The 608-nt window shown below is 40.6% G+C and carries 1 protein-coding gene; it reads right to left on the bottom strand.

Translation table 11 applies throughout. From position 1 onward, the window contains the following. On the bottom strand, positions 1 to 608 hold a 608-nt coding region (locus AC3LHT_RS05990), incomplete at both ends, for a hypothetical protein (protein ID WP_488662270.1).

Genomic DNA, 608 nt, shown 5'->3' with positions numbered 1-608 from the left:
TCTATTTCAACAGGTGTGATGTCCAGAGTGTATTTTTTGAATTCAGTGAGATTCAGCAACACGCTATTTGAACTGGTAAAAACTGAAAGCTCTGTTTCATGAACATATACTCTATATTTGAAATTATGACCATCAATTGGAGGAGCCCAGTTGATCAGAACATCTTTTTCCAGTTCTTTGGTAGCTTTTATCTCGGAGGGTACCTCTGGAGCTGGCAATTCTCCAAGAAGGGTTGAGAAACTCATCTTGTATGGCGAACCGCCTTCAGGCGTATTAAAAATGATTTCATACTCAGAAAAGGGAGCAGTTTGCAATGTAAGTGCATTCGATTTTGTGGAAATCAGTTGCGCTTTTTCGCCTGCCTTGCCGTAGCTAATATAAAACAAGGGCTGTATTCGATACGGAAGGGTATAATACCATTTTATTGTCACTTTTGAAGAAAGCGGAAGAGTAATAACAGAACCGTCAGAGGGAACTGTTATGAAAGATGGGAGTTTATCTGGAATACCCGCCGGGAGCGTTTTTTCTAGAAGCTGATTTAATCTGACAAGAGTTGCCTTTGCTTCCTCTTTCGATGTTTTGAATTTGTCCGGGATTTCAGCGGGTTC

The organism is Kosmotoga sp., from assembly GCF_982836095.1.
This window is presented reverse-complemented; position numbering and strand designations above follow the sequence as displayed.